The sequence below is a fragment of the Sphingomonas sp. PL-96 genome, assembly GCF_020707215.1.
Lineage (GTDB): Bacteria > Pseudomonadota > Alphaproteobacteria > Sphingomonadales > Sphingomonadaceae > Sphingomonas.
On the sequence record NZ_JAJFET010000004.1, the window covers coordinates 1 to 24,158 of the forward strand.

Genomic DNA, 24,158 nt, shown 5'->3' on the forward strand with positions numbered 1-24,158 from the left:
AACGCGGCTGATCCGTTCCGATCGGGGGATGCGGCACGTCCGCATCCCCGCCCTCGCACTGCTGATTGCCGTCGCCGGAACCGGGCTTGCCCGGTCGGACGACGCGCGCGCCTTTGCCCAGGCAAAGAAATCCGCCGCCAGCGCGAAGAAGACTGGCGCCAAGAAGCCCGTCGCCAAGGCGCCTGCCGACCAAACGGCCGAGGCACCAAAGGCAACGCCCGCCACCCGCGCGATCGCGGTGCAGATCCGCGAGCAGATCGGCGGCAAGACCAAGCGCTTCTATGCCAGCCGCGGCTTTTGGCCGATCTGGGCGAGCACGGGCCGGATCGGGCCGGAGGCCGACGCCTTTATCGACATGCTCGAAAGCGCGGATCTCGATGGGCTGCGCCCCCGCAGCTACGACCCCGACCGCGTCCGAGAGGCAGTGCGCGCCGCCCGCGGCGGGGACCCGGCCGCCGTCGCGCGTGCCGAGATCGCGCTGTCGGAGGCGATGGCCGACTATGTCGCGGACGTCCGGCGCCCGACCGACGTCGGCATGACCTACCTCGACGAGGAGGTGAAGCCGCGCAAGCTCAAGGCCGAGAACGTGCTGCGCGCGGCGGTCCTCACCAAGTCGTTCGCCAGCTATATCCGCGACATGGGCTGGATGAGCCCGCAATACGTCCGACTGCGCAAGCTCGCCGCGGGGCCGGGGCTATCGGCCGAGGATCGCGCGCGATTGCAGCTGAACCTGGATCGCGCGCGACTGCTGCCCGGCCCCTGGACCCGCCACATCGTGGTGGATGCCGCCGCCGCGCAGCTGTTCTTCTACCAGAACGGCAAGCAGGTCGGCACGATGCGCGTGGTCGCGGGCACGCCGCAGACGCCGACGCCGATGCTTGCCGGCATGGTGCGCTATGCGATCCTGAACCCCTATTGGAACGTGCCGACCGACCTGGTGCGCAAGAACATCGCGCCCAAGGTCCTGGCGGGCCGCTCGCTGTCGAGCATGCGGTTCGAGGCGCTGTCGGACTGGAGCACCGACGCTGCCAAGCTCGATCCCAAGGCGATCGACTGGCAGGCGGTCGCCGCCGGCCAGCAGGAGGTTCGCGTGCGCGAGCTGCCCGGCCCCGGCAACTCGATGGGCCGCGTGAAGTTCATGTTCCCCAACGATCTGGGCATCTATCTGCACGATACCAACAACAAGGCACTGCTGAAAAAGCCCGACCGGCACTTCAGCAACGGCTGCGTCCGGCTGGAGGACGCGTCGACGCTGGGCAAATGGCTGCTGGGCAAGCCGATCACGGCGATCGCCAGGAAGCCGGAACAGGGCGTCCCGCTGCCAGAGGCCGTGCCGGTGTACCTCACCTATTTTACCGCCACGCCGACAAGCAATGGCGTGAGCTTCCTGAAGGACGTCTACGGCCGCGATCGCGGCGCCTGAGCGCAAGAGCAGCCGGGCACCGCGATCGGTGCCCGGCCCTTCCCACGGCTTGATCGCTTAGAAACGCGCGCTCGCTTCCACGCCGTAGAAGCGCGGCTCGCCCGCGATATAGGTGGGGATGCCGAAGCCGCCGCCGGTGTTGCCGGCGTCGATCAGATACTCTTCGTTCGTCAGGTTGCGCGCGAAGCCGCCGATGCGGAAACGGCCGCCCTCGGTCTCGACCCCGGCGCGCAGGTTGACCAGCGTATAGCCGGGCTGGCTGATCGCCTCGTTGTTGGGCACCTCGAAATAGACCTTGGAGCGATAGGTGACGCTGGGCGTCGCATACAGCGTCCAACGACCGACCGGCAGGCGCAGCGACGCACCGGCGGACGCAGTCGTGTCGGGCTGCAGGCGGAAGCTGTTGCCCGCATACACGCCGTTGCTGGCATCGTCGGCGATGCCGCCGTCGAGATAGGCGAAGGTGCCGAACAGCGTCAGCACGCGACCCAGCTGCAGGTTCGCCTCCAGCTCGACGCCCAGATTGTCGGCCGAGCCGGCGCTCTGCGTGCGGGTGACGCCATCGTCGCCGGTGACGGAGACCTGGAAGCCGTCATACTTCTGGTAGAAGACCGAGGCCGCGCCGGTGAACGGCCCCACCCGCCCCTTGATGCCGCCTTCATAGTTCCAGACGGTTTCTTCCGGAACGATCTGAAGGTTCGGGACCACGCCGGCTGCGGAGTTCGCGGCGCTCAGCTGCACCACCGGCGAGCGCCGGCCCTTGCTGGCGGTCGCATAGAGGTTGAGGCTGTCGTTCAGGCGGAACAGCGCATTGAAACGCGGCAGCAGCGCGGCAAAGCTGCGCTTGGCCGTGAACTTGACGCCGTTGGTGTTGGCCGTGCCGATCAGGCTGGTCTGGATGCCGAGCGCCGCCAGAATCTGCGAGTTCGGCTGGACCGAGCTGTACCCCGATTCCCGGTCCTCGATCAGCACGCGCGCGCCGGCGGTCAGCTCCAGCCGCGGCGTCGGGATCCAGGTCGCGTCGGCGAATACCGAATAGGTGTCGTTGTTGCCGTAGTTGGTGAATTCGGAAGCATAAGGCAGTTCGGTCGCCGCGCCGCCGGTGACGAGCGAGGTCACCTGCGTTGCCGGGATGGTGCCGTTGGCGGTCACGCAGCCCGTGCCGGTCGGGATGCCGAGCGCCTGGATCTGCGCGCGGATCGGCGCATAGGCAGCCGCCACCGAACAGGCGAGATAGGTGCCCTCTTCGGTCGAGAAGGGCACGCGCTGGAAGCCGTTCTCGAAGAAGGCGTTCCAGCCGAAGGCGGCGCGGTACGTCGTACCCTCGAACGAGAAGCGGCTCTCGTGGCTCCACTGCTCGCCCTGCGCGTCCTCGGCGAACTCGAGGTACCAGGCCGGGCCGCCGTCCGCGTCGAAGATCTCCAGCGCGTCGAACTTGCGGAAGCCGTTCACGGTCGTGAAGCGGATGCCGTCCGCCAGGTCTACGTTCACCGTCAGGTTCGCGTCATAGACGTTGCGGTCGAGCCCGAGCTTGCGGGCGCCGAGCACCTCCTCGCTGTAGGGCGAGCCCGACAGCTCGGCATAGCCATAGTCGCCGGTCTGCCCGCCGGTCGGCGCATGGGCGCGCGACTTGAACGCGGTGCCGGGGTTGCGCTGCCCGTCATAGGTCAGCACCAGATCGGCCGTGACCGCGTCGCTCGGCTGCCAGCGCAGCGACCCGCGGATGCCGCGCTGGTCCTGGCCGTTCAGATCGTCCTGGTCGACGCGGCCCTGGTTCTGGTTGGCCACATCCGGATCCCCGGCGATGTTGCGGACATAGCCGTCGCGATATTTGTAGGCGAAGGCGATGCGGCCGGCGAGCACGTCGTTGCCCGCGTTCAGGAAGCCCGACACCTGGGTCCGGTCGTAATTGCCGTACGACCCCGCGATCTCGCCCGAGAAGCCGGGTTCGGGCCGAGCCGACACGATCGACACCGCGCCCACGGCCGCAGCCGTGCCGAACAGCGTCGCCTGCGGGCCCTTGACGACCTCGATCCGCTCCAGGTCGTACAGGTCCTGCCAGGCACCGCGCGAGCGGCTGATGTCGACGCCGTTGTAGTAGAGGGTGACGCGCGCGCCCTGCTGCGACGATCCGTTGTCGCTGGTGATGCCGCGGATCACGAAGCCGGGGTTGTTGGCGCTCTGCTCCTGCACCTGCAGGCCGGGCACGAAGGCGGCGATCTCGTCGAGCTCGGACACGCCGATCTCGGCCATCCGGCTGCCGGTCAGGGCGGTAACGGTGACCGGCACGTCCTCGATACGCTCGGCGCGCTTCTGGGCCGTGACGATGACATCCTGCGGCTGGAAGGCGGTGTCCTCCGGCTGTGCGCTGGCCTGCGCCAGCGCGCCCGACGAGACACCCGTGGACAGCACCGCAAGCGCTGCACCCAACCCGAACTTCTTCATATTCTGCTTCCCCCTGGAACGACGCGGCTCCGGTAGGCGCGGCAGATGACAGTGCAGCGGCAGCCGCGTGACGCAGCGGTGACGCCGCCTTCGCGGAACTGTCACAACCCCGCAACCGAAGTGTCGCGTGGGCTGCTTAGTGGCCGCGGCGTCCTTGGGGAGCATCAAACATGACGATCAACCGCCGCGACGCGCTGACCCTGCTGGGCAGCGGACTGGCCATGACCCTTCCGGCCGGGGCCAATGCCGCACCGTCCGCTGCGCGCTTCGACCATGGCGTGGCGAGCGGCGACCCCGCCGCCGACGGCGCCGTCCTGTGGACGCGCGCGTCGCCGGCCGCCGCCGCCACCGGCGACATCCCGCTGCGCTGGCATGTCGCACAGGCCGAGGCGGCAGAGCCGATCGCCTCTGGCGACATTGTCGCCCGCTCTGCCCGCGACTTCACGGCAAAGGTCGTGGCGACAGGCCTGTCGCCGGCCACGAACTATTGGTTCTGGTTCACCGACGCCGCCGGCACGCGCTCGCCAGTCGGCCGCTTCCGCACGTTGCCGGTCGGCGCTGCGCCCGATCTCGTGCTGGCGGTGGTCTCCTGCCAGCTGTTCCCGGGCGGCCTCTTCAACGCCTATGACGCCATCGCGAAGAGCGAGCGGCTCGACGCCGTGCTCCACCTGGGCGACTATATCTATGAATATGGCGCCGAGGGCTATGGCGGCGAAATCGGCGCCAAGCTGAACCGCCTGCCCGAGCCGCGCCACGAAATCCTGACGCTCGCCGACTATCGCCAACGCCATGCGCAGGTGAAGCGCGACCCCGACATGCAGGCCGCCCACGCCCGTGCCGCGTTCATCTGCGTGTGGGACGACCATGAGGTGGCCAACGACAGCTGGCTCCACGGTGCCGAGAATCACGAGCCCAAGTCCGAAGGGGATTGGGACAAGCGCAAGGCCGCGGCCATGCAGGCCTATTTCGAATGGATGCCGATCCGCGATCCGCGCCCGGGCCAGCCGTGGGAGGCAATCAACCGCAGCTTCGAATTCGGCAATCTGGCGACACTGGCGATGGTGGAGACCCGCCTGCTCGCCCGCGACCTTCAGGTTGCCCCCAAGGGCGCGGCCGTCACGCCGGCCGACTATGCGCCGATGCTGGCCGAACGTGCCCGCGCCGACCGCGAGTTGCTGGGCGCCAAGCAGCAGCGCTGGCTGGAAACCACGCTTGCGGGTTCGGTCAAGGCGGGCAAGCCGTGGCAGATCCTGGGCAACCAGGTGGTGATGGCGCGGGTCGCCGGACCCGATCTGGAGCGCCAGCTGGGCGCCGAACGCTTTGCCGCCGCCATGGCGCGCATGCCCGCGGCCTATCGCGAGCGGATGTCTTCGGCCGCTGCCTCCTATCGCGCGGGCCTGCCGTTCAACTTCGACAGCTGGGACGGCTATCCGGCGGCGCGCGAGCGGCTCTATGCGAGCTTTCGCCGTGCGGGCTCGCAGCCGATCGTGCTCTCGGGCGACAGCCATGCGGCCTGGGCCAACGACCTGCATGATGCCGACGGGCGCCTGGTCGCGGCCGAGTTCGGCACGACCGCGATCACCAGCCCGTCCTATGGCTCGCTGCTGCCGGGCATCGGCAAGCTCCTGGCCGACGTCAATGACGAGGTCCGCTTCTGCGACCAGGACAACAAGGGCTATCTGCAGCTGACGTTGACGCCAGAGGCTGCGACCGCCGAGTTTGTCACCGTCTCGACGATCCTTGCGAAACCCTATGAGAAGAAGGTCGCCGCCCGCTTCCGCACCGCGGGCAAGGCCCGGCTCCAGCAGCTCGCCTGACCGGCAGGGCCGGGGCGCGATCCGCCCCGGCCCGTCCTTGTCGGCTCAGCGCTCCAGCGCGGCCCGCACGCCCGCCCAGTCGACGAGCTTGAAGTTCTGGGCCTCGGCCCCGTTGTCATTGTCCTGCATCACCAGCAAGCCCCGTGCGTAGGGGCCGATCGGACCCGACCAGGCGTCGACGCCGTCGGTGCCGCTCACCCCGTCCACCGATCCGCTGGCCGCCACGCGGAAGCGCCCGACGTAGCGCTCGGCGCCTGCCGCGGCGGCGACCTGCCACACGGCAAAGGCGTCGTCACCCTGGCTGGACACGATCAGAAACGTCTCGGCGCCGTCGCGCAGCAGGGTCACGCCCTCGACATCGGCCACCAGCCGGCCGTCGCCGACCCCGGCGAGCAGCGTGCGCTCCGGCGCACCCTTGAGCGGATAGCGCCAGACGCCCTTCAACTCTTCGCCGATGTACAGCGTCGCGCTGGCGTCGTCGATCGAGCAGCCCTCGGACTGCGAGCCTACCGCATAGCGGCGGCGCTCGGTGCCCGTCAGCGCAGTGCCGGTGCCGGTCACGCCATATTCGCGAACCTGCCCGTCCTTGCCGATCACCACCGCCAGCAGCTGTCCGTCCACCCGACCCATGCAGAAGCCATAGGGTTCGGCCAGGTCGGACTTGATGAAGCCGGCCGGGCGCAACTCCCCCTGCCCGTCGAAGCGGTAGAGAGCGACGCCCATGCGGCCGCGATCGGAAGCGCCGGCAACGAAGCCCGCGCCCTCGGCGCGGAGATCGACGTTGTTGAGCAGCCCTTCGGCCAGGAACTGGAGCACGTCGCCGCCAAGGCCGAACACGTAGAGGCCCGCCTTCTTGTCGGTCCCGAGCAGGATGCCCTGCTGATTCTTGCCGGCAAAAGACACACCGTTGGCCGTGGTCCAGATCGCGGGATCGTCCGCCGCGTCGGCCATGCGGGTCGCAACCGCAGCGGTCTCGGCCGCTGCCGCGACGCTCACCGTCGGCGCCGACGCCAGGTTACCGCTGGTCGTCTGGGCGGCACAGCCACTCAAGAGCAACCCGACCGTCATCAAACCGCACCGGAAACGTCCTCGCATCTTCATGTCCATCCCTGTTGAGCCCCCCAGGGGGGCTTGCCGGGCTGGCGATGCAAGGAGAAAATGACAGCTTTGTTGCAGACCTCGCCCACACCGCCGCGCCTGCCGCAAAACCGGGATGTCGCATGGAAGGATGTGCCGAAGTCGCACCGTGACGGCGATGCGCCGGCAGAGCCACGCGCCAAGCGCCCAGGTCGCGGAAAACAGAGGTCTTAGCCGAGAGCGACGGTCGCTGCGATTTCCCTCCTACGCTTGCTGCACGCAAGCTGGTGGTTGTTCGACCTGGTTCCTGGTCCCGGACTTATCCATGATCGGATGTCTGCGCGGGCCAGGGCTGGGTGCCGCAATCTGAAATGCGGGCCACCGGTACGGCTTGCCGACCATCCTTGTTGCGGTTGGGCTCGCCACCCGGCGTAATCGGGTCGATCGGCCTGATCTGGATCGCACATCGGTTTCGATCGGGCGATCGGCTGCATCGGACGTGCCGGGTGCCGCCGTGCGGCACCCGGCGATGGGCGTCAGATGGTCTGGCCGCCCGACACCTCGATGCGCTGGGCATTGACCCAGCGGTTGTCCGGGCCGAGCAGGCTTGCCACCATCGGGCCGATATCGTCGGGCAGTCCGACGCGGCCGAGCGCCGTCATGCCGGCGAACGCCGCGTTGTAATCGGGAATGTCGCGCACCGCGCCACCCAGAAAGTCGGTCTCGATCGCGCCGGGGGCGACGGTGTTGGCGGTGATGCCGCGCGCGCCCAGCTCCTTCGCCATGTAGACGGTCAGCACCTCAATCGCACCCTTGGCGGCCGCGTAGGCCGAGAAGCCAGGGAACGACACGCGGGTCAGCCCCGACGAGAAGTTTATGATGCGGCCGCCATCGGCCAGCACCGGCAGCAGCGCCTGGGTTAGGAAGAACACGCCCTTGAGGTGGACGGCGAACAGCTTGTCGAACTGCTCCTCGGTCGTGGCGGCGAAGTCCGCCATTTCGCCATGGCCGGCATTGTTGACCAGGTGATCGACCGTGTCGCGGTCGAAGCTGGTGGTAAGCGCGATGCGCAGGGCGTCCACGAAGGCGGAGAAGGTAGAGACGTTGCCGGTATCGAGCTGCAACGCCACGGCCTTGCGGCCCAGCGCTTCGATCTCGGCTACGACGGCATCGGCGTTGTCCTTGCCGCTATGGTAGGTGAGGATCACGTCGCCGCCGTGGCGGGCGATGCTGATCGCGGTGTTGCGGCCGAGGCCACGGCTGCCGCCGGTCACGAGGGAAAGGGTGGTCATGCAAGCCTCCGGTTGGTGCTGCCGGCTGTATGCATCGAACCGGATCAACGGTGTTGCGCGATCATCCGGAAGACTTGCCTGATTGTCCGCGTGCGTTGCCGCGTGGTCGTGGCGCCTCTATCCTGGTGTCCATGACGGACCAGCTCCTCGACTACGCCCGGCGCTATGCCGACGCCCATGCCGACCGGGCCGGGGTAGCGGCCACCCCGGTGGAAGGGCTGGTGATCCTGCACGAGACGGCTCCGACCGCGCTGCAATATGCGGTGTCGAGACCGCTGGTGGCGCTGGTGCTGCAAGGCGGCAAGCGCGTGACCATGGGGAGCAGCACCTTTGACTTTGGTGCGGGCGACTCCCTGCTCATCACCACCGACGTGCCGACCGTCAGCCAGATCACGACAGCCACTCGCGCCTTGCCTTATTACTCGCTCGTTCTCGAACTCGATCCCACCATCATAGCCGGTCTGGTGGGCGAAATCGGGCCCGTGCCGTTCGAGGCGGATCGGCCGGTCAGGGTCGATCCGACCGAGGCAGAGGTCGCCGACGCGGCCCTGCGCCTGCTTCGGCTGCTCGACCGCCCCGGCGCGCTGGCGGTGCTGGGGCCGCAGCTCAGCCGCGAGCTGCACTTCTGGCTGCTCAGCGGGCGGCATGGCGGCGCAATCCGGGCGCTCGGCGTCACCGACAGCCAGGCCCAGCGGGTCGCGCGGGCTGTCGCCATGCTTCGCGCGCGCTACGCCGAGCCGGTCAAGGTGGAGGCTCTGGCCGAGGCGGCTGGCATGAGCCTGTCCGCCTTCCACGTCCATTTCCGCAGCATCACGTCGCTGTCGCCCTTGCAGTTCCAGAAGCAGCTCCGCCTCATCGAGGCCCGGCGCCGGATGCTCGCGCTGGGGGAGGCAGTCAGCGATGCCGCCTATGGTGTGGGCTACGAAAGCGTGCCGCAATTCACGCGGGAATATGGTCGGATGTTCGGACAGCCCCCCGCCCGCGATGTTCGACAGGCGCGAACGCGAATGAGCACCGCTGCGTAGACCGTTCGAGAATTTCATGTTCCCTGCCGGTCATTCCTCCAGCACGAAATCCCGGCGTCCCCTTCTTCTGAGAAGCAAGCTCACCAGTTGCTGATTCCGTGAACGAAGCGCGCCAATGCCGCGTTCGTAGAGTCGCATCGAGCAAGCGCGACGATCGGCAGCTCAGGCAGGGCTGGTTCTACAGCGACAAAGGCGACGCCCGGGGGCGCGCCGCGCGTCATGGGCGCCGGTACGGTGGCGATCCCGAGCCCGGCGCCAACCAGTGTCAACAGCATCATCGGGTTCTCGGCAAGGTGCTCGACGGCAGGTACGAAGCCTGCCGCGGCCCGAAAAGCGTCGACGCCGAGATCCTCGCCAAGCGCCGAGTAGGAAATGAAGCGTTCGTCGCGCAACGCCGACAGCGGCACGACGGCGTGGGTCGCCAGTGGGTGCTCGGCAGGCAGAGCCAGGACCATCTGCCAAGTCTCGACCACGGTCCGCTCGAACTCCGGCGGGCTGCTGGCCGCATCCGCTACGACAAAGCCCACGTCCAGCTCGCCTGCAAGCAGCGCCTCGCGCTGTAGCGCAGGATGAAGTTCCCGGATCAGCAGCTCGACATCGGGCGTGGTACGGTGGAACGCCCCGACGAGGCGTGACAGCAGACCGGAGTGGGCGGTCGCGGCGGAGTAGCCGATCGTCAGCCTGCCGGCCTCTCCTCGACCGGCCCGCTGGGCCAGGTCCACGGCGCTGTCGAGTTGGCGCAGGATCCGGCTGGCCTCCTCGAGAAACAGCCTGCCAGGCTCCGTCAAGGCAACGACGCGCCGAGTGCGGTGTAACAAGCTGACGCCCAGCATGGTTTCCAGACCCTTGATCTGCATGCTGAGCGCCGGCTGCACGATGTTGAGCCGCGCCGCAGCGCGGCCGAAGTGCAACTCCTCGGCGACCGTGACGAAGGCCCGCAGGTGCCGGATTTCAGGTGTCATCACGCGAGGTGATCAGTGCAGTCATGAACGCCTATTGGACGAATAAGCAGCCGTGATCCACCTGCATCGCATGCAGCCCGCCGGACTTGAACCAAGCGCCGCCCCGCAACGGGGCAGGATGAACACTCGGGGACTGTCGTTCACCGTCTTCCTTGGCGCGCTGTCGGCGCTTCCGCCTCTGTCGATCGACATGGGACTGCCGGGGGTGCCGGCGATCGAAGCGGGGATGCCGGGTGCGGCAGGCCGCGGCGCGCTCACGCTCAGCCTGTTTCTCGCCGGCTTCGCGTTGTCGCCGCTGGCCTGCGGACCGCTGGCCGACCGCTTCGGGCGCCGAAAGACGACCGCGGTTGGCCTGTTCGCCTTTGTCCTGGCCGCGACGGCATGTGTATTCGCGCAGAGCTTTTCGCTGCTGCTCGGCTGCCGGCTCGTGCAGGGCATCGCGGCCGGCGCATGCGTCATCATGCCGCTGGCGATTGTCCGCGACGTGTTCGACGGTAATGCCGCGCGCCATCATCTGAGCCGGATCACGGCGGTCGTCGGCCTCGCGCCGATGCTCGCGCCCCTTCTCGGTGGGTGGGTGATGGCGGCTGGCGGGTGGCGGGCCATCTATGCGGCACAGGCGGCTTGCGGGATCGCGCTGCTGGCGACCACCTTGCTGCTGTTTGCAGAGACGTTGCCGGCGTCTCGCCGCCGCTCGCTCAATCCCAGGGCGCTGCTGGCCGGCTATGCATCGGTCGTGCGAGATCGCGGCTTTCGCGGCAACACGCTGCTCTACGCCTTCGCCTTTGCCGCCATGTTCAGCTTCATCTCCAGCGCGCCCGCGGTGCTGATGGGGCGCCTGGGCCTGTCGCCAGCGATGTTTGGGCTGGCTTTCGCGATCAGCTCGTGCGGCACTTTGCTGGGCTCGCTGCTCAGCGGGCGGCTAAACGCGCGGGACATCGCCGGCCATACGCTGGTCGACGCCGGCATTGCCGGGCTGGTCGCGGCGTGCCTCGTGCTGCTCGCGCTGACGCTGGCGGGTGTCGTTCACGTCTACACCGTCGTGCCTGTCGTCGCCGTCGCGATCTTCTGCTTCGGCCTGCTCGGCCCGAGCGCCAATCATGACGCGCTCCACAACCTCGCGGGCGTTGCCGGATCGGCCTCGGGGATCCTGCGCTGTACGCAGATGGTGCTCGGCGCACTCGCCAGCGCGCTGGTCGCCTATTTCTCGCCGCTGGCGGACCCGACGCTGACGATGGCCGGACTGATGGCGGCAGCTAGCCTTGCTGCGGCGGCGTGTCTCGTCCGGCTGCGCGTCGGCACGCGCCGCGCTTCCTCCCAAATGCCTGCTGGAGACCTGCAATGACCGAACACCCCACACGCCGCGCGGCGCTGACCATGGCCGGCATGGCCGGGATAGCGGGGTTCGCCGCTACCAACGCTGCAGCGCAGGCGCTCGGCGGTGGCAAGCGCATCGGCAAGATCGCGCTCGAGGAACATTGCATGTTCCCCGACTTCGTCGGCTATCTTGCCGAGACGAAGCCGAACATTCTGCCCAGCCTGTTCGACAAGGCGGTGCCGATCCTGTCGGATTTCGGCGACCGGCGGCTGGAAGTGATGGACGCGAACGGCGTCGACTTCGTGGTGCTGTCGATCTCGGGGCCCGGCGTCCAGATCGAGCCCGACACCGCCAAGGCCGTGCGCCTCGCGCGGTCGGCCAACGACCGGCTGGCGGTGCAGGTGCAAAAGCGGCCGACCCGCTATGGCGGCTTCGCGCATCTGGCGCTTCAGGATCCCAAGGCAGCGGCCGATGAGCTGGAGCGCTGCATGCGCGACCTTCATTTCTCCGGCGCGCTGATCAATGGCGAAACCAACGGCGTGTACCTCGACGATCCGCGCTACGACGTGTTCTGGGAGCGCGTCTCGGCGCTCAAGGCCGCCATCTATCTCCATCCCGGCAACCCGCAGGTGATGGCACCCGCCTATGCCGATCATCCGGAACTGTGGGGGCCGACCTGGAGCTGGGCCGCGGAGACCTGCACCCACGCACTACGCCTGATCCTGCGCGGCACATTCGACCGCTATCCGGACGCGCGCTTGATCCTGGGCCATATGGGCGAAACGCTGCCGATCCAGCGCTGGCGGCTCGACAGCCGCTACGCGATCAGCAACCGCCGCTACACGCTGGCGAAGAAGCCTTCCGACTATCTGCGCTCCAACATCTTCATCACGACCTCTGGAGTATGCTCGGATGCCGCGTTGCGCTGCGCGCTCGACGAGCTGGGGCCACACAACGTGATGTTCTCGATCGACTATCCATTCGAGGATACCAAAACCGCGTGCGACTGGATCGAAACCGCAAGGCTTGGCGATGCAGAGCGGGCCGCGGTGGCGCACGCCAACGCCCGTGCGCTGCTCCGGCTACCGGTATGACAGCGATTCCGCGGCTCATTCGTCCATGCCCTGCGCGGGCATGACGCTTACGGCGCAGTCTGCTTAACGGGGCGGAGCAGTATTTCTTCCACAAGGACGCGTCCCGGCTGCGCAAAGGCATAGACCAGCGCCTGTGCCACATCTTCCCCGGCCATCGCATCGAGTTGGGCCCAGCGTTCCGCCATTGCATCGGCGACGTTCGCGCCAAAATCGGTGCGTACCGCGCCCGGCTCGATGACAGAGACGCGGATACCCTCGTCGCCCAGTTCCTTGCGCAGCGCGTCGTGAAAGCCGACCACCGCGAACTTGGTGGCGCTGTACACCGACCAGTTTGCAACGCCGTAGCGCCCGCCCACGCTCGACACGGAGCAAATCATGGCACCCGGACGACCGCGCAGCAGCGGGATGGCGGCGCGGGTGCAATGCAGCACGCCGTAGAGGTTGACGTCGATCATGCGGGTCCAGTCGGCCGGATCGCTGTCCTCGAACGCGGCATTCACGCCCAGGCCGGCATTGTTGAACAGGAGGTCCAGCCCTCCGAACCGTTCCTGCACATGATCGAAGACCGCTGCTACCTGGGCCGGATCGGCGACATCGGCAGTGAGCGCCACGGCATTGGAGCCCAGTTCGGCGGCAAGCGCCTCGATCCGTTCGCGTCGACGCGCGACCAGCACCACGCGGACACCCTCGGCAATCAGCAGCCGTGCGGCCGCTTGACCGATCCCGCTCGACGCGCCGGTAACCACCGCGACTTTCCCTGACAGGTCCTGCATCTTCATATCTGAACTCCAAGCGACCGTGGCGGATCGCGTCCGATGGTTGTCTGAGGCAGCGGCGAGAGCACCGCTATCCGGCTTCATTCGCGGCAGCGGAGCGCTCGATCGCGTCAACCGTCTCATGCAGCGCGACAGCGTCGCGAAAGCTGGGTGCCGAGCGTGTGCCCGTGCGGATGTCCTCAGCGATCCGGGCATAGATGCGGGCGACATTGCCGGCGACGGAACTGTCAGGCCAGCCCTCATAGGCTGAGGCAGGCGGCGCCAGCGGAGCGAGTTCACGCATGTCGCCGTTGGCGCCGCGGATGGACAACTGAACCATCTGTCCATGACCGTGAGCGCCTGTCACCTGCAGATCGCCTTGCGTGCCGTTGATCTCCCACAGCAGGTTGGTGCCGCGCGACAAGCCCCCACGATAATGGATCGACACTGCGGCTCCGCTTTCCAGCGTGCCATGGACGAGGATCTGGTCATGCGCAGTCGAGGGTATCGTCTCGCCCGTATCGGCGACGTACATGGTGTGGCGGCGGTTGATCATACGCGCGGACAGGTCTCTGAAGCTGCCGAGCACGTCGCGCATACCAGCGAGCGTGTGCCCCACGGCGATGCTGAGCAGCGTTGCTCCGTTCCTCCGATCGTAGAGATAGGCGCGGGATGCGTCCGTCTCGCTGCCACCCCATGGGCCGCCACTGCCGACAAGCGTGGTCGAGAGCACCTCGCCGACATAGCCGTTGGCGACGAGCTGGCGCAGATACTCGACCTCCGGGGCGACGCGCATCTGTGTTCCGACGGCGGCGACGACGCCCTTGGCTTCGGCAAGAGCGGCCAGCTCCCGCGCCTCGGCGAGGCCGTTGCCGAGCGGCCATTCGCAATAGACATGCTTGCCCGCGTTCAACGCGGCAGACACCAGTTCGCGATGATGCGGCACCTTCACGGTGACGACGACCAGATCGACCTCGGGTGAGTCGACGAGCGCCTGCGCGTTGTCGAAAGCATGCGGCAGGCCGAATGCGTCGGCGGCGTTCCTGGCGCTGGCAGGGCTGGTGTTTGCAACGCCGACCACCACGAACTCGTCCGGAAGTGCCTGCAAGGCCGGAATGTGCGCCGCAGCGGCCCAGTGAGCGCCCGGATTAAGGCCGATGAAGCCGACACGGATTGGCTTGTCGGACATGAGGTGCTCCAAGTGGCGATGATTTCGGGCGGATCAGCCGCTCCGGCTATATAGGATCTCATGCGGTCGCCACCACCAGGCGGACCACCGGCAGCAGCTTCTGTTTGCTCCACCGATGGTTCGTCCAGATCGAGTGCGGTTTGAGGATCAACGGCCTGAACGCGATCACCGACGATGGGTGGAAGCGGGGCGCGATCGAGGAAGTACGCTTGCGGACGGCTGGCCCGATCAGTCGAGAATCCGCAGCCTTCTGCCGGTTTTCCGAACGGTATCGAACAATGCTGGATGGGGTAGTGGCGGAGAGGGAGGGATTCGAACCCTCGGAACCCTTGCGGGCTCAACGGTTTTCGAGACCGCCCCGATCGACCACTCCGGCACCTCTCCGTAGAGGTTTGGCGTGATCCGTTCCTGGCAAGGAGCGGCACGCCGGTCAGCGAGCGGTCGCCGTTAGGCCAAAGCGTCGGGCAGTGCAAGCGCCTGCTTGTGCCTTTTTCGCGCGCGACTAAATATTGGGGCATGAACGAACTGTCCGAACCCCGGAATCTGCACCAGGCGCCGCTCGCGATGCCGCCGATCGCCCATGCCCGCTTCTCGATCGGCGACGTGGTACGCCACCGGCTGTTCGACTTCCGCGGCGTGATCTTTGACGTCGATCCCGTCTTCGCGAACAGCGACGAATGGTATGAGGCGATCCCGGCAGAGGTTCGCCCACGCAAGGACCAGCCCTTTTATCACCTGCTCGCCGAGAATGCGGAGGCGAGCTACATCGCCTATGTCAGCCAGCAGAACCTGATGGTGGATGAAAGCGACGAACCGGTGGAGCATCCGGCGATCACCGGGCTGTTCGACGTCGACGCCGAGGGCCGCTACCAGCTGCGCCGCGAACATCGCCATTGAGGCACGGCCCGGCCACGACAGCATGGTCGCGGATCTTCAGTGCCGCAGGCCCAGTCTGCTTGGGCGGCATCTTCGGCATCGAGGCCTCCGCCTCTCGCCTCCGCGCCCTTGGGGACGATCGTGCCGCAAGCGCATCCTGCGCGCCGTCGATCCCGTACCTTGCCTGCGCCCAAGCCTCGAAGAGTTGGAGCAGGGAGACGCCTTCAAGGCGGGCTAGCCTGTTGCGAACCCCGCCCAGCCATGGTGACCGGACGGGGTGAGCTCAGTCCCGACCCATCAATGTGCTTAGCGGCACTTGATCTCGCCGCGATCGACCGAGCGGCCGAGCAGGGCACCGCCGCCAGCACCCGCCAGGGTGCCGAGGGTACCGCCGCCGAGCAGGTTGCCTAGCACGCCGCCGCCGAGGGCACCGATGACGAGACCCGTGGTTCCGTCACTGCGCTTGCAGTAGGCCCTTCCGTCGTTGCCGCGGTAGATACGGTCGTTGCGGCCGAGTTTGCGCTCGCCGCGGTTGCGCGCCTTGTAATGCTGCGACGGATCCCAATCGCCATCGCGGTCACCCTGCCAGCGGTGATCGCTGTTGCCACGGTGGTGGTTCTGCTGTGCCTGTGCTGCCGAGGGAACTGCGACAGGCGCCACAATCGTCGCTGCCATCGCTGCCGCGATCAGGTGCTTCTTCATGACTACTCCTTGGTCATCGATACTCGCTTGCGGCGAGGTTAACCGACAGGGGCGCTGAATGTTCAATAATGGGTGCGTCCCCGGTCCGCCCCGATGCCGGAGCGGCGCATAGACGGCCCACGCGGACCCACGCACCACAGCCCCCACATCGCCAGCGATGCGCTCCATCGCGTCGCCCAGGCTCTCCATCTCCGGAGCGAGGTTGCGCAGCCGATGCGACGGCAACTCCACAGGATGCGCCGCTTTACCGGCTCGTCCCTCGGAAACTCGCCCCCCGTAGCGCGTTGACCAAATCCCCCACCCAGGAGAGCTGCGATGACCGACCACAAGAAGAAGGGCGACTTCCACAAGAACGGGAAGGACGACGAGGGCGGCAACAAGAAGCAGGACAACAGCGACAATACCGCCAGCAAGGACAACCATCAGAACGCGGGCCACGGCGGTCACAAGTAGGTTGGACGCCCTGTGGCTCGGCCGATCGGCGGCCGGGTCACAGGAGACTTCAGCAGGCGCAGTTCGCGGCCCGTGCGGTAGGTCTCGCGAACACCCGGCCGCACGAGCGGCGAGCAGACCGCGCCACGATGGCGCCACACGCGTTGGCCGTGCGTTGGCCGTGCGCACATGGAGGTGATCATGAGCGAGCAGAAGACGACCGAGGGCCTCAACGACCGCCCCCGCAACGAAACCATCGCAGGCACAGGCCCTGGCATCCCCGATGATGCCCTTGCGCCTGGCGAGGTTCTCCCGACCGCACCGACAGACGAAGAAGTGGCGCGGGTTGCACGCAAGCTCGGCGCACCTGAGGCGCCGGGCAAAGAACAAGACTGAAGATTCTAGCCGCCTGTTTCAGGCACGGCGAGCCTCAGGTCGTTACCGCCAGCGGCGCAGGTAGCTGCGCCGCTCAGGCACACGCAAGCCTGGGCTGATCGCCAACTTGCCTGAGCTGCTCGAACTCGGCGGCTGCGATAGGCTTCCCATAGAGCCATCCCTGCCCCGCATGTTCCGAACCGCCAGGTTTTCGGTCCATTCGAGCCCGATCAACTCGGGAGCCGCGTGATGTCGCGCTAACAGTGCCCCCCTTCACCGCGCCGTCGCACTCGCCGCACCCATGGTTTTGCCACGTCACCAGCCGTCCGCAGGCGGTCCGGAAGTTCCACTCAAGGAACGATGCCCCGGCACGCGCGTAGTGCCGGTCCCTGCCCGGCATCCGGGCGCAAGAGGACGACAGATGAAGATCAGCAAAATCGTTGCCACGGCCGGCCTCATGCTCGCCGCTCTCGGTGCCGGCACGAGCGCAGAGGCGCAGCGCCACAATGGCGATCGGGATCATGGCCGTTACGAGCAGCGCGACGACCGTGGTCACCACTACGGGCGCAATGATCGTCGTCGTCACCAAGCTCGCAAGCACCACCAGCGCTGCCGCACCGTGTGGCGCCATCACCATCGCCAGCGCGTCTGTCGCTGAGCCAAGCCGGGCAGGGCGGCGGTGATGGCCGCCCTGCGCCACGGCACCCAACGCTTTCGACACCCGCCTGGTGGAGGCCGGGATCGGCCGGCCGGTGCTGGACGCGCTAGGCAAGCCGCCATGCTGCCCCCGAGCCGGAAGCCGGGCGAGGCCGAAGCTGTGAGAGGCGCGGCACGCCAGACACGCTACGCCACACGATCGTCACGGAGCTGCCCGCGCGGCGTACTAGAGGTGCAGATCAGCAGCCGCCGGGCACATCGGCGAGGGCACGAAACCGTCGGCACTTGCGGCCCCGGCGCGGTCCCGAAAGCGTCAGCTTGTCAGCGGTTCGTGGAGATCAGCATGCCGCGAGCGGCCAGAATGCTGGGATGCGGGGTGGTGGAGCTGAGGGGAATCGAACCCCTGACCTCTGCAGTGCGATTGCAGCGCTCTCCCATCTGAGCTACAGCCCCGCCCCGTTCCCGGCAGCGCCGGGGCTGCTCCCTTAGCCGGGGTTTCGAGGCGATGCAACCGCCCCTTCATTCACCGCACCTGCCCGATGCTGCGCCGAACGGCCTGTCGTGCGCGACAAGGCGTCCGGAACCTCGAAATCTCTAACCTGTTATAAATCCCGGAAGCTGCGCCATGAGACGCGGCGCCGCAGGATGACGTTTCAGGAGACGACCCATGGCGTACGAACGCTACCCCCGCGGAGGTGATTCTGCGGGTGATTACGGCCAAGATTATGGCTCCGGTCGCGACTACACCTACTCCAGCGCTCGCGACTATGCTGCCGCCGGCCAGGACCCGAACCGTGGGCGCGGACGCGGCGGCTATGGCCGCGACGAAAACCGCAGCTACAGCGACCGCGACTATGGCCGCAGCGACTATGGGCGCGGCGGCGATTATGGCAGCCGCGACTATGGCGCACGCCGCTTCAGCCAGAGCTCGGGCCAGCCCTATCGCGGCAGCTATGCCAGCGATGGCCATCGCTTCACCGATGTGGAGCAGGACGATCGCAGCTCGGATCGCGACGACCGCTATTCGGGCGAGCGCAATTCGGGCGGGCGCTATCTCGGCGACCGCGACCACCCCAGCAACCATCACCACCGCGATTGGGGCAGTCGCGCCGACTTCGGCGACCGCGGCCAGACCAGCGGCTATGGCAACTATGCCGAGCGCGGCTTCCAGGATCGCAGCCACGGCAGCTCCCCTTATGGCGAGCGCAGCTACGGCGACCGTGACCGTGACCGGGGCCGTGAGCGCCAGGGCTATGGCGCGCAGAACCGCTATCGCGAAGATCGCGACGATCGCTCGCGCGGACGGCAGCAGGGCTATGACCATGACGACCGCGGCTTCCTGGAGCGCGCGGGCGACGAGGTCCGCTCGTGGTTCGGCGACGAGGAGGCCGAGCGCCGCCGCGAGATGGACCAGCGCTATGACGAGCAGCGCGAGCGCCACGAGGATCGCCATGACAGCGACCCGCACTACCACAACTGGCGCAACGCGCAGATCGCCGAGATCGACCGCGACTATTTGGAATATCGCCAGGAGCATGCGAGCAAGTTCAGCAACGAGTTCAGCAGCTGGCGCACCGAGCGCCAGGGCCAGCGCTCGTCGCTGAACCGCGTGCAGGAGCATATGGAAGTCGTCGGCTCCGACGGGCAGCATGTCGGCACCGTGGACAAGGTTCGCGGCGACCGCATCCTGCTCACCAAGAACGATGTCGACGCGCATGGCCGCCACCACTCGATCCCGTCGCGCTGGATCGAGACAGTCGACGACAAGGTGAAGATCCGCAAAACCGCCGAGGAGGCCAAGAGCCACTGGCGCGACGAGGAGCGCAACGAGTCGATGCTGGGCGACGATGCGCAGCGTTCGCCGGGCACGGATCGCACCACCGCCACCACCACTGGCGGCCTGGGCACGCCCGGCACCACGGGTACGCTGCCGACGATCGGATCGACCGCCAACACCGGCGGCACGTCGCAGACCGGCACTCCTGCCGGCAGCACGACCGGCGGCACGTCGACCGGCAGCACCACCCCTCAGGGCGGCTCGACCTTCCGCTGAGCCCCCGAGCGCTGCCGGGCCGCCCCCCTGCCCGGCAGCACCTACGGCAAGGGCCCGGACTTCGCGTCCGGGCCCTTTTTGTATCCGCCTGCAAGCGGACCGCGATCAGGCCGGCGTCACCATTCGACGCCGATCTTCCCGAAATGATCGCCGCTCTCCTGATGGCGAAAGGCATCGGCGAGCTGGTCGAGCGGAAAGCGGCGGTCGACCACCGGGCGGATGCCGGTCGCCTCCAGCGCGGTGACGAACGCCTGCTGGTCGGCACGGCTGCCGACGATCAGGCCCTGGAGCCGCGCCTGCTTGGCCATCAGCGCCGCCGTCGGCACCTCGCCCCCGCGTCCGGTCAGCACGCCGATCAGCGAGATATGCCCGCCGACCCGCACCGCCTCGATCGATTGCGCCAGCGTACCCGGTCCGCCGACCTCGACGACATGGTCCACGCCCAGCCCGCCGGTCCAGTCGCGCACCGCACGGCCCCATTCGGCCTCCGTCCGATAGTTGAGCGTGAAATCGGCACCGAGCGCCCGCGCCCGTTCGAGCTTTTCGTCGGACGAGGAGGTGATCGCCACGCGCGCGCCGATCGCCTTGGCGAGCTGCAACGCCCAGATCGACACGCCACCGGTGCCGAGCAGCAGCACCGTGTCGCCGGGCTTGAGATTGCCGTCGACCACCAGCGCCCGCCAGGCGGTGAGGCCAGCGGTGGTGATGGTCGCCGCCTCCACCGCGTCATAGCCCTGCGGCGCGCGGGTAAAGGCGGTGGCGGGCAGCACCACATGCTCCTGCGCGAAACCGTCGATGCCATCGCCCGGCGTGCGGCTGAAATCGCCCACGGTCGGCGGCCCGGCCAGCCAGTCGGGGAAGAAGCAGGACACCACCGTGTCACCCGGGGCAAACTCGGTCACGCCGTCGCCCACCGCTTCCACCACGCCGGCGCCATCCGCCATCGGCACGCGGCCATCGGCGGTCGGCATCACGCCGATCGCCACGCCATAGTCATGGTAGTTGAGCGAACTGCCGTGCAGCGCCACGCGGATCTCGCCCGGGCCGGGCTGGCCAGGGTCCGGCCGGTCCGCAAGACTCAGTTGGTCGAGACCGCCGGGGGCCGCCAATGTCATCGCCTTCATGCTGTGCTCCATGTTGTGAGGCATGCAGCGACAACGTGCCGGGCGGCGCAGGTCTCCGCGGGTGCGATCAGTGCAGCTTGGCGATCGACAGCCCGTCTTCCTTTGCGCGCTGCTTCACGGACTCCTCGCTGCGGGTCAGCGCCTTTGCGATCGCCTTGAGCGCCATGCCCTTCTTGGCGAGCGTGTGCAGCTTCTGGACCTCGTCGGGCCGCCAGGGCTGGCGGTGGCGTTCGAACTTCTCGGCCATGATGTTTCCTTCTTACCTCCGGACCTTCCGTTCGTCTCGAGCAGGGATCGAGCTTGTCGAAAGCCCGTGTCGAGAGAGCCGCGGCCCGTTCTCGATACGCCGTCTCGACAAGCTCGACGGCACTCGAACCGAACGGAAAGGGGCTGGTTGTGGATCCCGACTACCCCGCCCGTGCGAGCTTCACCAGCAGCGTGTCGAGCGCCTGGAGGAACCGCGAGCGGTCGGCCTTCGAGAAGGGCGGCGGGCCGCCAATCTGGTCGCCGCCCGCGCGCAGGTCGGCCATGATCGCGCGCACCGCGATGGCGCTGCCGATCGAGGCGGTGGTGAACGGCTTGCCATTGGGCGCGATCACGCCCGCCCCCGCTTTCAGGGCGCGATCGGCAAGCAGGATGTCGGCGGTGACCACCACGGATCGTGCGTCGGCATGTTCGGCGATCCAGTCGTCGGCCGCGTCGAAGCCGCTGTCGACCACCACCCGCTCGACACCCGGCGGCACGCGCAGCCAGCTGTTGCTGACGATCGTCACCGGCACGCCGTGCCGTTCGGCGACGCGGTACACCTCGTCCTTCACCGGACAGGCGTCGGCGTCGACCAGCACGCGCATGGCCATGCTCAGCCCGCCTGCTCCGCGGTCGGGCGGACGTCGAGCACCTCGATCGCGGCGGTGCGCCCGCCAAAATCGACCAGCTCGCCCGCCTCCGCACCGGTCATCGCCACCGCCAGCGGCGCCGTGAAGGGGATCAGGCCCGCAGCGGGATCCGCCTCGTCGCTGCCGACCAGCGCGACGGTGCGGGTCTGGCCGTTCAGGCGGAAGGTGACGCAGGCGCCGAACGCGACCTCCCCCTCCGGCGGCGGCGGGGCGACGGTCGCGGTGGAGAAGCGCGCGTGCCAGTAGCGCAGGTCGCGCTTCAACACGGTGCGCTGTTCCGCATCCGCCTCGGCCGCGACCGCCGCCTCCAGCCGCGCGACCTCCGCCTCGATCTTCGCCAGGCCGCGCCGGGTCACCAGATTGGGGCCGGGCGGCAAGGGCAGCTCGAACTTCGGCTCCTTGTGCTCGTCATCTCCGTCCCGTCGAAAGGCCACGCTCATCCGGTCAAATCGCTCCGCTGAAGGTATCGCAGCGCGCCGGATCACCCGATTCCAGCCCGGTGCGCAACCACTTCATGCGCTGCGCTGAGGTGCCGTGGGTGAAGCTTTCCGGCACGACGCGGCCCTGCGACTGCTGCTGAAGCGTGTCGTCGCCGATCGCCTGCGCCGCGCGCATGCCCTCCTCGACATCGCCCGGTTCAATGCGGTCGCGGTTGCGCGCCGCCCAGACGCCGGCATAGCAATCCGCCTGCAGCTCCAGCCGGACCGAAGCCGCATTGCCCTCCGCCTGGCTCGACCGCTGCTGGATCGCCGTCACCTTTTCGGACGTGCCGGTCAGGTTCTGAATGTGATGGCCGACCTCATGCGCGATCACATAGGCCTGGGCAAAGTCGCCGGCCGCGCCGAAACGCTGGCTGAGTTCGTCGAAGAAGCTCGTGTCGAGGTACACGCCCTGGTCCGGTGGGCAGTAGAACGGCCCCATCGCCGACTGCGCCGCGCCGCAGCCTGAGGGCGCATTCCGCTGGTAGAAGTTGATCGTCGCCGGCTGGTAGGTGCTGCCCTGTTGCTGGAAGATCTGCCCCCAGGTCTGCTCGGTTGAGGTCATCACCCGGCACGAGAACAGCTCGGCTTGCGTGTCGCAGGCAACGTTGCCGTTGCTGCCGCCGGCCACCTGGCCCTGGCGCGCGCTCTGGCCGCCGCCGCCGCCCAGGATGCCGCCGCCGCCGCTCATCATCAGATAGCCGACGACGACCACCGCCAGGATGGCGAAGCTGCCGCAGCCCATGCGGCCACGGCCAAGGATCAGCGGGAGCAGGCCCAGCAGGCCGAAGCCGCCGCCCCCACCCCCGCCGCCGCTGCCCAGGTCGCGCGCATTCCGTGTCGGATCGAGATCGTCGAGACGCATGGCGCCATCCCCGTTCGTTGAAGCTCCGCAATTAAATGCGCGGAACGCCGGGACGTTGCACGCAGCGCCGAATGTGCGCCTGCCCAGTTGATGCCGGCTCGCGATCGGTCCATGCTCGCCTGCAATGGCCGATGCCGATCCCAGCCTGCGCCGGACCCGACGCAGCCGTGCCCTTCCCCTGCCCGATTGCGTGGCGCTGGTGCTGCAAGGCGGCGGCGCGCTTGGCAGCTACCAGGCGGGCGTGATCGAGGAACTCGAGGGCGCTGGCATCGAGATCGACTGGGTCGCCGGCATCTCGATCGGCGCGGTCAATGCAGCCATCATCGCCGGCAACCCGCCCGAACGCCGGCTGGAGCGGCTGCGCGCCTTCTGGGAACTGGCCAGCAGTGCCCTGCCGCGCTTCCCGATCTTTCCCGACGACCAGGTGCGGGAAGCGGTGCACGAAATGTCGGCCGCGTTCGTGCTCGGCAACGGCGTGCCCGGCTTCTTCCGCCCGCGCTTCTGGCCGCCGACCCTGGCGGTCCCAGGCACGCCCGAGGCGCTGAGCTTCTACGACACCACGCCCTTGCGTGAGACGCTGGACGAGCTGATCGACTGGGACCTGCTCAACGAAGGGCCGGTCCGGCTTTCGGTGGGTGCGGTCGACCTGGAGAGCGGCAACTTCGCCTATTTCGACACGCGCGAGCGGCGGATCGATGCGCGCCACATCATGGCTTCGGGCGCGCTGCCGCCGGGCCTGCCGCCGGTCGAGATCGACGGGCGCTGGTACTGGGACGGCGGGCTCGTCTCCAACACGCCGCTTACCCATGTTCTCGACCATCAGGACGCCGAGATGCTGGTGTTCCAGGTCGATCTCTTCCCGGCCGAGGCCGAACTGCCGCGCACGCTGACGGACGTGCTGGCGCGCGAGAAGGAAATCCGTTTTTCCAGCCGCACCCGCCAGGTGAGCGACGAGCGCATGAAGCTGCGCCAGGAGCGCGAGGCGATCCGCAAGGTGCTGGCGAAGCTTCCGGCCGAGCTGCGCGCGGACGACGACGTGCGGACGCTTGCCGCGATGGCTGCCGAAATGCCGGTCAGCCTGGTCCACCTGATCTACCGCGCAAATGCTTGGGAGGGCGGATCGCGCGACTTCGAATTTTCGGCGCGCACCATGCACGAACATTGGGCCGCCGGCCGCGCGGCGGTTGCCGAGACGATGGCGAACGCGCAGGTGGTCGCCGCCAACATGCTCGACGGCAAGACTGCCGCCTACGACCTCACCCGCACACCGCCGGCCCCGCCGGCGGGGCGCTGACCAGAAAG

General features: G+C 67.9%; 23 protein-coding genes and 2 tRNA genes. 11 read left to right on the plus strand and 14 right to left on the minus strand.

Annotated features, from left to right (window positions below):
- Positions 1-1,423: L,D-transpeptidase family protein (locus tag LK533_RS09150; protein WP_324255279.1), on the plus strand; the 1,423-nt coding region annotated here is incomplete at its 5' end.
- Positions 1,424-1,480: 57 nt separating this feature from the next.
- Here the strand turns inward: LK533_RS09150 and LK533_RS09155 are convergent.
- Complete coding sequence (locus LK533_RS09155; protein WP_229362495.1) at positions 1,481-3,868, minus strand: TonB-dependent receptor; 2,388 nt, start codon at positions 3,866-3,868, stop codon at positions 1,481-1,483.
- 170 nt (positions 3,869-4,038) lie between these two features.
- Between LK533_RS09155 and LK533_RS09160 the strand changes: the two genes are divergently transcribed.
- Positions 4,039-5,685, plus strand: a complete 1,647-nt coding sequence (locus tag LK533_RS09160; protein ID WP_229362496.1) for an alkaline phosphatase D family protein — start codon at positions 4,039-4,041, stop codon at positions 5,683-5,685.
- Between the two features lie 45 nt (positions 5,686-5,730).
- Here the strand turns inward: LK533_RS09160 and LK533_RS09165 are convergent, their stop codons facing one another.
- Positions 5,731-6,753: a phytase gene (locus LK533_RS09165; protein ID WP_229362497.1), complete on the minus strand. Its 1,023-nt coding sequence runs from the start codon at positions 6,751-6,753 to the stop codon at positions 5,731-5,733.
- A 545-nt stretch (positions 6,754-7,298) separates the two neighbouring features.
- On the minus strand, positions 7,299-8,054 hold the full coding sequence (locus LK533_RS09170; RefSeq protein WP_229362498.1) for an SDR family oxidoreductase: 756 nt from the start codon (positions 8,052-8,054) through the stop codon (positions 7,299-7,301).
- A 131-nt stretch (positions 8,055-8,185) separates the two neighbouring features.
- Here LK533_RS09170 and LK533_RS09175 point away from each other — a divergent pair, with 131 nt between their 5' ends.
- On the plus strand, positions 8,186-9,079 hold the full coding sequence (locus LK533_RS09175) for an AraC family transcriptional regulator (RefSeq protein ID WP_229362499.1): 894 nt from the start codon (positions 8,186-8,188) through the stop codon (positions 9,077-9,079).
- 80 nt (positions 9,080-9,159) lie between these two features.
- Here LK533_RS09175 and LK533_RS09180 read toward each other — a convergent pair whose 3' ends face one another.
- Entirely contained in the window at positions 9,160-10,041 is an 882-nt protein-coding gene (locus LK533_RS09180; RefSeq protein ID WP_229362797.1) for a LysR substrate-binding domain-containing protein, read from the minus strand.
- Between the two features lie 118 nt (positions 10,042-10,159).
- On the opposite strand from LK533_RS09180, the gene LK533_RS09185 reads away from it, so the two are divergent.
- Together LK533_RS09185 and LK533_RS09190 are read left to right on the plus strand one after the other, a co-directional pair.
- A complete protein-coding gene (locus LK533_RS09185) occupies positions 10,160-11,386 on the plus strand; it encodes a Bcr/CflA family efflux MFS transporter (protein ID WP_229362500.1) in 1,227 nt (408 codons plus the stop codon).
- Complete coding sequence (locus tag LK533_RS09190; RefSeq protein ID WP_229362501.1) at positions 11,383-12,453, plus strand: amidohydrolase family protein; 1,071 nt, start codon at positions 11,383-11,385, stop codon at positions 12,451-12,453. The genes LK533_RS09185 and LK533_RS09190 overlap by 4 nt, the downstream gene beginning before the upstream one ends.
- Positions 12,454-12,500: 47 nt before the next feature.
- Here LK533_RS09190 and LK533_RS09195 read toward each other — a convergent pair whose 3' ends face one another.
- The 3 genes from LK533_RS09195 to LK533_RS09205 form a co-directional block, all read right to left on the minus strand.
- Positions 12,501-13,232 carry an SDR family oxidoreductase gene (locus LK533_RS09195; RefSeq protein WP_229362502.1) on the minus strand — a complete coding sequence of 244 codons (732 nt, stop codon included), beginning with the start codon at positions 13,230-13,232 and terminating at the stop codon, positions 12,501-12,503.
- Between the two features lie 67 nt (positions 13,233-13,299).
- Entirely contained in the window at positions 13,300-14,397 is a 1,098-nt protein-coding gene (locus tag LK533_RS09200; protein ID WP_229362503.1) for a Gfo/Idh/MocA family protein, read from the minus strand.
- Positions 14,398-14,691: 294 nt separating this feature from the next.
- Positions 14,692-14,781: transfer RNA gene (locus tag LK533_RS09205), tRNA-Ser, on the minus strand.
- A 132-nt stretch (positions 14,782-14,913) separates the two neighbouring features.
- Between LK533_RS09205 and hspQ the strand changes: the two genes are divergently transcribed.
- Positions 14,914-15,294 (plus strand): heat shock protein HspQ, encoded by a 381-nt coding sequence (gene hspQ / locus LK533_RS09210; RefSeq protein WP_229362504.1) that lies wholly within the window; start codon positions 14,914-14,916, stop codon positions 15,292-15,294.
- Positions 15,295-15,579: 285 nt separating this feature from the next.
- Here the strand turns inward: hspQ and LK533_RS09215 are convergent, their stop codons facing one another.
- Positions 15,580-15,975, minus strand: a complete 396-nt coding sequence (locus tag LK533_RS09215; protein WP_229362505.1) for a hypothetical protein — start codon at positions 15,973-15,975, stop codon at positions 15,580-15,582.
- A 315-nt stretch (positions 15,976-16,290) separates the two neighbouring features.
- Here LK533_RS09215 and LK533_RS09220 point away from each other — a divergent pair, with 315 nt between their 5' ends.
- The 3 genes from LK533_RS09220 to LK533_RS09230 all read left to right on the plus strand — a co-directional run bounded on the left by LK533_RS09220 (position 16,291) and on the right by LK533_RS09230 (position 17,440).
- Positions 16,291-16,428 (plus strand): hypothetical protein, encoded by a 138-nt coding sequence (locus LK533_RS09220; RefSeq protein ID WP_229362506.1) that lies wholly within the window; start codon positions 16,291-16,293, stop codon positions 16,426-16,428.
- Between the two features lie 180 nt (positions 16,429-16,608).
- Positions 16,609-16,803 carry a hypothetical protein gene (locus tag LK533_RS09225; RefSeq protein ID WP_229362507.1) on the plus strand — a complete coding sequence of 65 codons (195 nt, stop codon included), beginning with the start codon at positions 16,609-16,611 and terminating at the stop codon, positions 16,801-16,803.
- Between the two features lie 400 nt (positions 16,804-17,203).
- Positions 17,204-17,440, plus strand: coding sequence for a hypothetical protein (locus tag LK533_RS09230; protein WP_229362508.1), 237 nt, complete (start codon positions 17,204-17,206; stop codon positions 17,438-17,440).
- Positions 17,441-17,816: 376 nt separating this feature from the next.
- On the opposite strand, the gene LK533_RS09235 is transcribed toward LK533_RS09230, so the two are convergent.
- Positions 17,817-17,892 (minus strand) — tRNA-Ala (locus tag LK533_RS09235).
- 214 nt (positions 17,893-18,106) lie between these two features.
- On the opposite strand from LK533_RS09235, the gene LK533_RS09240 reads away from it, so the two are divergent.
- Positions 18,107-19,492 (plus strand): DUF2171 domain-containing protein, encoded by a 1,386-nt coding sequence (locus LK533_RS09240; RefSeq protein WP_229362509.1) that lies wholly within the window; start codon positions 18,107-18,109, stop codon positions 19,490-19,492.
- A gap of 116 nt (positions 19,493-19,608) precedes the next feature.
- On the opposite strand, the gene LK533_RS09245 is transcribed toward LK533_RS09240, so the two are convergent.
- The 5 genes from LK533_RS09245 to LK533_RS09265 all read right to left on the minus strand — a co-directional run bounded on the left by LK533_RS09245 (position 19,609) and on the right by LK533_RS09265 (position 22,856).
- On the minus strand, positions 19,609-20,616 hold the full coding sequence (locus LK533_RS09245) for a zinc-dependent alcohol dehydrogenase family protein (RefSeq protein WP_229362510.1): 1,008 nt from the start codon (positions 20,614-20,616) through the stop codon (positions 19,609-19,611).
- Between the two features lie 67 nt (positions 20,617-20,683).
- Positions 20,684-20,863 carry a hypothetical protein gene (locus tag LK533_RS09250; RefSeq protein WP_229362511.1) on the minus strand — a complete coding sequence of 60 codons (180 nt, stop codon included), beginning with the start codon at positions 20,861-20,863 and terminating at the stop codon, positions 20,684-20,686.
- Between the two features lie 160 nt (positions 20,864-21,023).
- Positions 21,024-21,467: a YaiI/YqxD family protein gene (locus LK533_RS09255; protein ID WP_229362799.1), complete on the minus strand. Its 444-nt coding sequence runs from the start codon at positions 21,465-21,467 to the stop codon at positions 21,024-21,026.
- A gap of 8 nt (positions 21,468-21,475) precedes the next feature.
- Positions 21,476-21,952, minus strand: a complete 477-nt coding sequence (locus LK533_RS09260; protein WP_229362512.1) for a GreA/GreB family elongation factor — start codon at positions 21,950-21,952, stop codon at positions 21,476-21,478.
- Between the two features lie 4 nt (positions 21,953-21,956).
- A complete protein-coding gene (locus tag LK533_RS09265; protein ID WP_229362513.1) occupies positions 21,957-22,856 on the minus strand; it encodes a neutral zinc metallopeptidase in 900 nt (299 codons plus the stop codon).
- A gap of 124 nt (positions 22,857-22,980) precedes the next feature.
- On the opposite strand from LK533_RS09265, the gene LK533_RS09270 reads away from it, so the two are divergent.
- Entirely contained in the window at positions 22,981-24,150 is a 1,170-nt protein-coding gene (locus LK533_RS09270; protein WP_229362514.1) for a patatin-like phospholipase family protein, read from the plus strand.
- Positions 24,151-24,158: the final 8 nt, after the last annotated feature.

Coding starts and splice junctions, on each gene's coding strand:
- LK533_RS09155 (WP_229362495.1), bottom strand. CDS start 3,868: ATGAAGAAGTTCGGGTTGGGTGCAGCGCTTGCGGTGCTGTCCACGGGT.
- LK533_RS09160 (WP_229362496.1), top strand. CDS start 4,039: ATGACGATCAACCGCCGCGACGCGCTGACCCTGCTGGGCAGCGGACTG.
- LK533_RS09165 (WP_229362497.1), bottom strand. CDS start 6,753: ATGACGGTCGGGTTGCTCTTGAGTGGCTGTGCCGCCCAGACGACCAGC.
- LK533_RS09170 (WP_229362498.1), bottom strand. CDS start 8,054: ATGACCACCCTTTCCCTCGTGACCGGCGGCAGCCGTGGCCTCGGCCGC.
- LK533_RS09175 (WP_229362499.1), top strand. CDS start 8,186: ATGACGGACCAGCTCCTCGACTACGCCCGGCGCTATGCCGACGCCCAT.
- LK533_RS09180 (WP_229362797.1), bottom strand. CDS start 10,041: ATGACACCTGAAATCCGGCACCTGCGGGCCTTCGTCACGGTCGCCGAG.
- LK533_RS09185 (WP_229362500.1), top strand. CDS start 10,160: ATGAACACTCGGGGACTGTCGTTCACCGTCTTCCTTGGCGCGCTGTCG.
- LK533_RS09190 (WP_229362501.1), top strand. CDS start 11,383: ATGACCGAACACCCCACACGCCGCGCGGCGCTGACCATGGCCGGCATG.
- LK533_RS09195 (WP_229362502.1), bottom strand. CDS start 13,232: ATGAAGATGCAGGACCTGTCAGGGAAAGTCGCGGTGGTTACCGGCGCG.
- LK533_RS09200 (WP_229362503.1), bottom strand. CDS start 14,397: ATGTCCGACAAGCCAATCCGTGTCGGCTTCATCGGCCTTAATCCGGGC.
- hspQ (WP_229362504.1), top strand. CDS start 14,914: ATGAACGAACTGTCCGAACCCCGGAATCTGCACCAGGCGCCGCTCGCG.
- LK533_RS09215 (WP_229362505.1), bottom strand. CDS start 15,975: ATGAAGAAGCACCTGATCGCGGCAGCGATGGCAGCGACGATTGTGGCG.
- LK533_RS09220 (WP_229362506.1), top strand. CDS start 16,291: ATGACCGACCACAAGAAGAAGGGCGACTTCCACAAGAACGGGAAGGAC.
- LK533_RS09225 (WP_229362507.1), top strand. CDS start 16,609: ATGAGCGAGCAGAAGACGACCGAGGGCCTCAACGACCGCCCCCGCAAC.
- LK533_RS09230 (WP_229362508.1), top strand. CDS start 17,204: ATGAAGATCAGCAAAATCGTTGCCACGGCCGGCCTCATGCTCGCCGCT.
- LK533_RS09240 (WP_229362509.1), top strand. CDS start 18,107: ATGGCGTACGAACGCTACCCCCGCGGAGGTGATTCTGCGGGTGATTAC.
- LK533_RS09245 (WP_229362510.1), bottom strand. CDS start 20,616: ATGAAGGCGATGACATTGGCGGCCCCCGGCGGTCTCGACCAACTGAGT.
- LK533_RS09250 (WP_229362511.1), bottom strand. CDS start 20,863: ATGGCCGAGAAGTTCGAACGCCACCGCCAGCCCTGGCGGCCCGACGAG.
- LK533_RS09255 (WP_229362799.1), bottom strand. CDS start 21,467: ATGCGCGTGCTGGTCGACGCCGACGCCTGTCCGGTGAAGGACGAGGTG.
- LK533_RS09260 (WP_229362512.1), bottom strand. CDS start 21,952: ATGAGCGTGGCCTTTCGACGGGACGGAGATGACGAGCACAAGGAGCCG.
- LK533_RS09265 (WP_229362513.1), bottom strand. CDS start 22,856: ATGCGTCTCGACGATCTCGATCCGACACGGAATGCGCGCGACCTGGGC.
- LK533_RS09270 (WP_229362514.1), top strand. CDS start 22,981: ATGGCCGATGCCGATCCCAGCCTGCGCCGGACCCGACGCAGCCGTGCC.